Source organism: Pseudomonas sp. CFII68 (assembly GCF_000416195.1).
In the GTDB taxonomy this organism is placed as follows: Bacteria; Pseudomonadota; Gammaproteobacteria; order Pseudomonadales; family Pseudomonadaceae; genus Aquipseudomonas; species Aquipseudomonas kilonensis.
Map to the genome: position 1 here is coordinate 73,604 of NZ_ATLN01000100.1, position 7,139 is coordinate 80,742.

Here is a 7,139-nt window from a genome sequence, read left to right on the forward strand (position 1 = left end):
ACACCCTCCATGCCAGGCCCTTGCGGGCCGCGGCGATACCGATCCTCAACGTTGTAAATGAGGGCTCGATGATGAATGCCAATATCCGGCGCCAGGGAGGGGCGGTGAGTGTACTGATGGTGATTGCCCTGGTGGCGATCTCCATGATGGCGGCGTTGGCCCTCGATGGCGGGCACATGCTGCTGAACAAGACGCGCCTGCAAAATGCGGTGGATGCCGCCGCCTTGGGCGGTGCCAAGACCCTGAGCCAGGTGAGTGGCGGCATCAACATGGCCAGCACCACCCGTGCGGCGGCCCTGGACACGCTCAACAGAAATGCCAATGCCTTGGGCAACACCGAGCTGGCCACTGCGGTCGCCGGCAACCCGGGTGCGTTGGCCGTGGTGGAGCTGTCCAGCAGCGTCTACGGTCCGTTCTCCTACCCCGGGCCTGCCGATGCCAAATACGTACGGGTGTCGGTGGCCAGTTATCAACTGAACGGTTTTTTCTGGAGCTTCGTGCAAACGATGGGCAGCGTCGGCTTGGGCAACAAGCGCGTGGCGGCGATTGCCACTGCCGGCCCCAGCCCCACCTCTCCTTGTGACCTGGCGCCGTTGATGGTCTGTGGCGATCCCACTCAATACAACCCGGCCGCCGGCAACTTCTGGGGGTATCAATTTGGCGACCTGGAAGTCTTGAAGACGGCGGCGGGGAACACCTCGCCCATCGGCCCGGGCAACTTCCAATTGCTCGATTTCGGCTCAGGCGGCAAAACGGTCCGGGAGGACCTGGCCGGAGGTGGCTCGGTCTGCCGCAGCGTCGGCGACAACGTCCAGACCGCGCCAGGTAATAAAGCGGGTCCAACTTCCCAAGGCTTGAATACGCGCTTCGGTATCTACAACGGCCCGGTCAGTTCTTCAGACTATCCACCGGACCTGGTCACGTCCTCAGGCACCCCGGCGATCACCTACAACGATTCGCTCTCCCAGGCGCAATACAAAGGCCAGCTCATCACCTCCAGCAACGGCGATCTCTCGGCGGGTGGCGAGGCGGTACAAGACTATAACGACTGGCGGGCCCAGGTCGCCGCCTGCGTGGCGGGGGGCGCCAGCGGCTGTGAAAGCAACGGGGTTTTCGAGCGCCGGATGCTGAAGATTGTGATTGGCGATTGCGCCGGGAAGCTGAGCGGCTCGACGTCGATTCCGGTCTTGGGGTTCGGCTGCTATTTCGTCCTGCAGCCGGTGAACGGCGGTGGTTCGGAGTCGATCATCTTTGGCCAGTTCGTCCAGGAATGCGAGGGCGACAACGTACCTGGCCCGACGCCGTCCACCGACTCCGGCCCACAGATCATCCAGCTCTACAAAACCTATCTCAACGGCAGCGGCACTCCGAGCACTGACTCGTAGGAGGCGTCATGGGACTTTCTCATTTCAAACCAGCGCAAGCCCAGCAAGGCGTGGCGCTGGTGGAATTCACCCTGGTGTTGCCATTGCTGCTGTTGTTGCTGCTGGCCTTCGGCGAGTTCGGTCGCATGCTTTACCAGTACAACGTGCTGTTGCAGGCCAGTCGCGATGCCGACCGCTTCGTCGCCAGTCAGGCGTGGAACACCACCCTAGGCAGCATCACGCTGAACAACACGCTGCTGACCCAGACAAAAAACGTTGCCGTGTATGGCGTGCCCAGTGCTACCGGCACCGCCGTGGTGTCAGGGTTGACCACGGCTAACGTGCAGGTCGCCGCCGAGGGCATCGATCATGTGCGCGTCACGATTACCTACACCTTCTGCCCGGTGATTGGTGCGGGCAACTGCACGGGTTCGATTCCAGGATTTTTCGGCAATGCCATTCCCTTGGGCATCCAGTTGGTCGCAACCACCGTCATGAGGGCGCTGTGATGAATAACAAACACATGCGCGGCACCTACATCGTGGAGTTCTCGTTCGTGGGCTTGCTGGTGTTCATCCTGCTGTTCGGCGTGGTGGAAATGGGCCGGCTGTACTTCACGGTCAACGCGCTGGATGAAGCCGCGCGGCGCGGTGCGCGCCTGGCGGCGGTGTGCAATGTCAGCGACCCGGTGGTGTTGCGCCGGGCCATCTTCAACGCCGCGACGGACGCCGGCACCAGTCAACTGATCAGCAACCTGGCGACGTCTAACCTGGCCCTGACCTACCTGGACGTCAATGGCGCCGTGGTGGCGAACCCGGCCAACACCACAGGCACCACCGGCTTTCGAGCCATCCGCTATGTCCAGCTGAGCGTGCAGAACTTCGTTTTCAACCTGTTCATTCCCGGCTTAGGCGTGCCCATTACCTTGCCCACGTTCAGGGCAACCTTGCCACGCGAAAGCCTTGGGCGTCATTCCGATTCCGGGGAGATCACACCATGCTGAACACTAGGGAAACTCCGCTTTCGACCGCGACTGGCAGAGCCGGGCTGCGGATACTGATCAGCAGCCGCGATGCCACGTCCCTGCGCGACCTGCAATGCGTCTGCCAGCGCATGCCTGGCCTTGAGGTCAGCACGCGGCTGGTCAGCAACGGGCATGTCGACCCGCTCTACGGTCTGGACCGTATGCCCGACCTGTTGCTGCTACGCGTCAGCCACCTGTGGCGCGAAGAATTGTCAGCCTTGCTGCAACGTCCGGCCCATGAACGTCCGCCAATGCTGGTGTGTGGTCCCTTGGGTGAGCAGGAGGGCATGCGCCTGGCGATGCAGGCCGGCGCCCGGGACGTGCTGCCCGAGCCCATCGCCGATACAGAATTGGTGGCGGCCCTGAATCGCCTGGTGACGGAAGTCCGCCTCGGCAGCGGCAACGAAGGGAAGCTGATCGCGGTGATCAGCGCCAAGGGTGGCTCCGGCGGAACCCTGGTGGCGTGCAACCTGGCCCAGCAACTCAGCGCCCGGGCAGGCAATACCTTGCTGCTGGACATGGACCTGCAATTTGGCAGCGTGACCCATTACCTGGACGTCGCGCAGTCCCACAGTCATCTGGAAGTACTGCAACAGGTCGACGACATGGACAGCGTCGCGCTGCGGGGCTTTTGCAGCCACTTCAGCCCGACCCTGCATGTGCTGGGTGGTCGGGCCGGTGAGTTGTGCCTGCCCCAGGATGCCCAGCCCGAACAGCTCGACGCCCTGTTGCAACTGGCCCGCGCCAGTTATGACTGGGTGGTGGTGGACCTGCCGCGGCAGATCGATCACCTCACCGGCTCGGTGCTGGAACAGGTGGACCGGGTGTACGTGGTGGTGCAACAGAGCGTCAGCCACCTGCGCGATGCCAGCGCCCTGGTGCGGATCTTGCGCGAAGACCTGGGCGTGCGCGGGGATCAATTGCAGATCGTGATCAACCGCTATGACAAAAACGCCGCTGTCAGCCTCAAGGACATCGGCGAGGCCCTGCGTTGCCCGAACCTGTTGAAATTGCCCAATGACTTCAACCTGGTCAGCCAGAGTCAGAACACTGGCGTGCCGTTGGGGCTGCATGCGCCGAAGGCGGCAATCACCGCCGCCCTGCGCGATTTGACCGAAGACCTGGTCGGTCACCAGATGGCCACAGACAAGGGCCTGCTTAAACGTGCCTTCAACCGTTTTTTCGGGGGATGACCCATGATCAGCGACTTTCGTAACCGCTTGCGCAAACAGCCCGCCAAATCCGCCGCCTCAGCGGGCACCCAGCCCGAGGACGGCCTGCCGGACCCGACCGACGCGTTGATGGCCTGGGAGCAGGCCATCCCCGACGTGCTTTACGAAACCCGCAGCCAGGTCACGCCGGTGGAGGCCGAATGGCGGGAGAAGATCTACCAGCAACTGCTCAAGGTCATGGACCTGTCGTTGCTCGATGCCCTCGAACACGTCGAGGCCACTCGGCAGATACGCGATATCTGCCAGCGCCTGCTCGAGGAACATTCGGCACCGGTGAGTACGGCCAGCCGGCAATTGATCATCAAGCAGATCACCGATGAAGTGCTCGGTCTCGGGCCGCTGGAACCGTTGTTGGCTGACCATAGCGTGTCCGACATCCTGGTCAACGGCTTTGCCTCGGTCTACGTCGAACGCTTCGGCAAGTTGCAACGCACCGACGTGCGTTTTCGCGACGACCAGCATTTGCTGAACATCATCGACCGCATCGTGTCCAGCCTGGGGCGGCGTATCGACGAGTCCTCGCCCTTGGTGGACGCCCGGCTCAAGGACGGTTCGCGGGTCAACGCGATCATTCCACCGCTGGCCATCGACGGTCCGAGCATGTCGATCCGGCGCTTCGCCGTGGACCTGCTCAACACCGACAGCCTGATCCAGGTCGGCACCATGACCCCGGCCATTGCCTTGTTGCTCAAGGCCATTGTTCGCGGGCGCCTGAACGTGCTGATCTCCGGCGGCACCGGCAGCGGCAAGACCACCATGCTCAATGTGCTGTCCAGTTTCATTCCCCACAACGAACGCATCGTCACCATCGAGGATTCTGCCGAGCTGCAACTGCAACAGCCCCACGTAGTGCGCCTGGAAACCCGGCCTTCGAACATCGAGGGGCGCGGCGAGGTGGGCCAGCGGGAACTGGTGCGCAACAGCCTGCGGATGCGCCCGGACCGCATTGTCATTGGCGAGGTGCGCGGCGCCGAGGCGATGGACATGCTCACGGCGATGAACACCGGCCACGACGGTTCGCTGACCACCATTCACGCCAACACCGCACGGGATGCGTTGGGGCGAGTCGAGAACATGGTGTCGATGACCGGGGCGACTTTTCCGATCAAGGCCATGCGTCAACAAATTGCCTCGGCCATCGATGTGGTGATCCAACTGGAGCGTCAAGAAGACGGCAAGCGACGCGTGGTGAGCATGCAAGAGATCAACGGGATGGAAGGGGACATCATCACCATGACCGAGATTTTCTCCTTCGTGCGCCAGGGCATCGGCGAGCATGGCGAGGTGCTTGGGGATTATCGGCCCAGCGGGATGATCCCGGCCTTCCGCGATGTGCTGGCCAAGCGCGGCATCGAACTGCCGCTGACTCTGTTTCGCCCTGAGTGGATGGAGGGCCGGACGTCATGAGCAATATCCCCAGTGAATTCATCCTGATGTTCCTTGGCATGGTGTTCATCGCCGTATTCCTGCTGTCCCAGGGCGTGGTGGTGCCGGTGTTCGGCGAGGCCGGCAGGATGCGCAAGCGCATTCGCGGGCGCCTGCATGTACTGGAGAAAGCCAACCACTTGCCCAACATGCAGACTGTGTTGCGGCAGAAATACCTGACGCGCCTGTCCCCCCTGGAAGCGCGCCTGGAACAGCTGCCATTCATGGCCAACCTGACCCAACTGATCGAGCAGGCCGGGCATGAATACCGGGCTTATCGGGTCATGCTGCTCGGTCTGGCCCTGGGGGTGGCGGCGGGTGCCTTGGTGCTGATGGTCTCGCCCGTCTGGTGGATGGCGCTGCTGGCGGCATTCGCGGTGACCTGGGTGCCGGTGTTGAAAATCCTGCGTGACCGCAACAAGCGTTTCGCTGCGTTCGAGGAGGGTTTGCCGGATGCGCTGGACGCCATGTGCCGGGCCCTGCGCGCCGGCCATCCGTTCAACGAAACCCTGCGTCTGGTCGCCGAAGAGCACAAGGGGCCGGTCGCCCAGGAATTCGGCATGACGTTTTCCGACATCAACTATGGCAACGATGTGCGCCGGGCCATGCTCGGCCTGCTGGAGCGCATGCCGAGCATGACGGTGATGATGCTGGTGACCTCGATCCTTATCCACCGCGAGACTGGCGGCAACCTGACCGAAGTGCTGGAGCGCCTGAGCCGCTTGATTCGTGGGCGTTTTCGTTTCCAGCGCAAGATTCGGACGCTGTCGGCCGAAGGGCGCATGTCGGCCTGGGTGCTGGTGGCGATCCCGTTCGTGCTGGCGATCGCCATCGTGCTCACCAGCCCCAGCTACATGCCGGTGCTGATCAATGACCCCATAGGGCACAAGCTGATCATCGGCGCGTTCTGCGCCATGTTGATCGGGATTTTCTGGATAAGAAAGATCATCCGGATCCAGGTTTAAGCGCTGTCGCGCCGAGAGGTATCAGTCATGGACTTTTTGCTCGGATTGTTGAGTCGGTTTACCGGCAACGAAGAACTGGCACGCGTGTTGTTCATCGCCGCGATTGGCCTCAGTGCAGTGTTGGCGGCCGTCGCGCTCCTGCTGTTGATGTTGGGCCTGCAGGATCCGGTGCAGCGGCGCCTGGCGCTGATCAAGCGCGGTTACGCTGGCAACACCGCAGGGCAGGAGGCACCCGGTAACCTGCAGCTCTTGCTGGAGCGGGTCGGCCAGCGCTTTGCCTCGACCGACCAGGCCCACGCGTCGGCCACCCAGACCTTGCTCACCCACGCCGGTTACCGCTCTGCTTCGGCGGTGCAGATGTATTGGGCCGTGCGCCTGATGCTGCCGCTGTTGCTGGTCGGTGTTGCGTTGTTGCTGTTGCCGATGGTCAAGGTGTCAGTGGCTATCGGCTTGCTGGGGGTGACCCTCGTGGCGGGCATCGGTTGGTTGCTGCCGGCGATCTACGTCGGCAAGCGCAAGCAGGCACGCCAAGGCCGGCTGCGCGCCGCGTTCCCGGATGCGCTGGACCTGATGGTGGTTTGCGTCGAGTCGGGCCTGGCCCTGCCTACGACGATTGAACGGGTGGCTGAAGAGATGTCGGTCAGCCAGGTCGAACTGGCCGAGGAACTGGCGCTGGTCAATGCGCAGATCCGGGCGGGCATCACCAGCACCGAGGCCCTCAAGCAACTGGCCGTGCGTACTGGCCTGGAGGATATCCAGGGCCTGGTCAGCCTGCTGGCGCAAAGTATCCGATTCGGCACCAGCGTGGCCGATACCCTGCGGATCTACGCCGATGAGTTTCGCGACCGGCGTACCCAGGCTGCGGAAGAAATGGGCGCCAAGATTGGCACCAAGCTGATCTTTCCGCTGATTTTCTGCCTGTGGCCGAGCTTCTTCCTGGTTGCCATTGGTCCGGCCATGATCGGTGTGTTCAGGGCTTTCGGGAATATGTAGGTCAGTGTGGGTGTTCATGAGTCTTGTGTTCACCCCCAGTCCCATTGTGGGAGCGAGCTTGCTCGCGAAGGCGGCCTGACAGTTGGCCTGGATTTTGTTGAGTGAGTACATATCCATTGCTGCGGTAACGGCTGCT

General features: G+C 62.5%; 7 protein-coding genes. All 7 read left to right on the forward strand.

The genetic code is table 11. From position 1 onward, the window contains the following. Positions 1 to 68: 68 nt before the first annotated feature. Genes CFII68_RS08910 through CFII68_RS08880 form a run of 7 tightly spaced genes read left to right on the forward strand, consistent with a single transcriptional unit; the run spans position 69 to position 7,003 of the window. Complete coding sequence (locus tag CFII68_RS08910; protein ID WP_033062752.1) at positions 69 to 1,385, forward strand: TadE/TadG family type IV pilus assembly protein; 1,317 nt, start codon at positions 69 to 71, stop codon at positions 1,383 to 1,385. A gap of 8 nt (positions 1,386 to 1,393) precedes the next feature. Continuing rightward, complete coding sequence (locus CFII68_RS08905) at positions 1,394 to 1,873, forward strand: TadE/TadG family type IV pilus assembly protein (RefSeq protein WP_018610182.1); 480 nt, start codon at positions 1,394 to 1,396, stop codon at positions 1,871 to 1,873. Next, on the forward strand, positions 1,873 to 2,367 hold the full coding sequence (locus tag CFII68_RS08900) for a TadE/TadG family type IV pilus assembly protein (RefSeq protein WP_018610184.1): 495 nt from the start codon (positions 1,873 to 1,875) through the stop codon (positions 2,365 to 2,367). Before CFII68_RS08905 ends, CFII68_RS08900 begins: the two co-directional genes overlap by 1 nt. Beyond that, positions 2,361 to 3,581: an AAA family ATPase gene (locus CFII68_RS08895; RefSeq protein ID WP_018610186.1), complete on the forward strand. Its 1,221-nt coding sequence runs from the start codon at positions 2,361 to 2,363 to the stop codon at positions 3,579 to 3,581. The genes CFII68_RS08900 and CFII68_RS08895 overlap by 7 nt, the downstream gene beginning before the upstream one ends. A gap of 3 nt (positions 3,582 to 3,584) precedes the next feature. Further along, positions 3,585 to 5,027 (forward strand): CpaF family protein, encoded by a 1,443-nt coding sequence (locus CFII68_RS08890; RefSeq protein WP_018610188.1) that lies wholly within the window; start codon positions 3,585 to 3,587, stop codon positions 5,025 to 5,027. Next, on the forward strand, positions 5,024 to 6,010 hold the full coding sequence (locus CFII68_RS08885) for a type II secretion system F family protein (RefSeq protein ID WP_018610190.1): 987 nt from the start codon (positions 5,024 to 5,026) through the stop codon (positions 6,008 to 6,010). The genes CFII68_RS08890 and CFII68_RS08885 overlap by 4 nt, the downstream gene beginning before the upstream one ends. 27 nt (positions 6,011 to 6,037) lie before the next feature. Beyond that, positions 6,038 to 7,003, forward strand: coding sequence for a type II secretion system F family protein (locus CFII68_RS08880; RefSeq protein ID WP_018610192.1), 966 nt, complete (start codon positions 6,038 to 6,040; stop codon positions 7,001 to 7,003). Positions 7,004 to 7,139: the final 136 nt, after the last annotated feature.

Excerpts from the sequence above, each read along its gene's own strand:
- CFII68_RS08880 (WP_018610192.1), top strand. The coding sequence starts at position 6,038 with ATGGACTTTTTGCTCGGATTGTTGAGTCGGTTTACCGGCAACGAAGAA.
- CFII68_RS08895 (WP_018610186.1), top strand. The coding sequence starts at position 2,361 with ATGCTGAACACTAGGGAAACTCCGCTTTCGACCGCGACTGGCAGAGCC.
- CFII68_RS08900 (WP_018610184.1), top strand. The coding sequence starts at position 1,873 with ATGAATAACAAACACATGCGCGGCACCTACATCGTGGAGTTCTCGTTC.
- CFII68_RS08905 (WP_018610182.1), top strand. The coding sequence starts at position 1,394 with ATGGGACTTTCTCATTTCAAACCAGCGCAAGCCCAGCAAGGCGTGGCG.
- CFII68_RS08890 (WP_018610188.1), top strand. The coding sequence starts at position 3,585 with ATGATCAGCGACTTTCGTAACCGCTTGCGCAAACAGCCCGCCAAATCC.
- CFII68_RS08885 (WP_018610190.1), top strand. The coding sequence starts at position 5,024 with ATGAGCAATATCCCCAGTGAATTCATCCTGATGTTCCTTGGCATGGTG.
- CFII68_RS08910 (WP_033062752.1), top strand. The coding sequence starts at position 69 with ATGATGAATGCCAATATCCGGCGCCAGGGAGGGGCGGTGAGTGTACTG.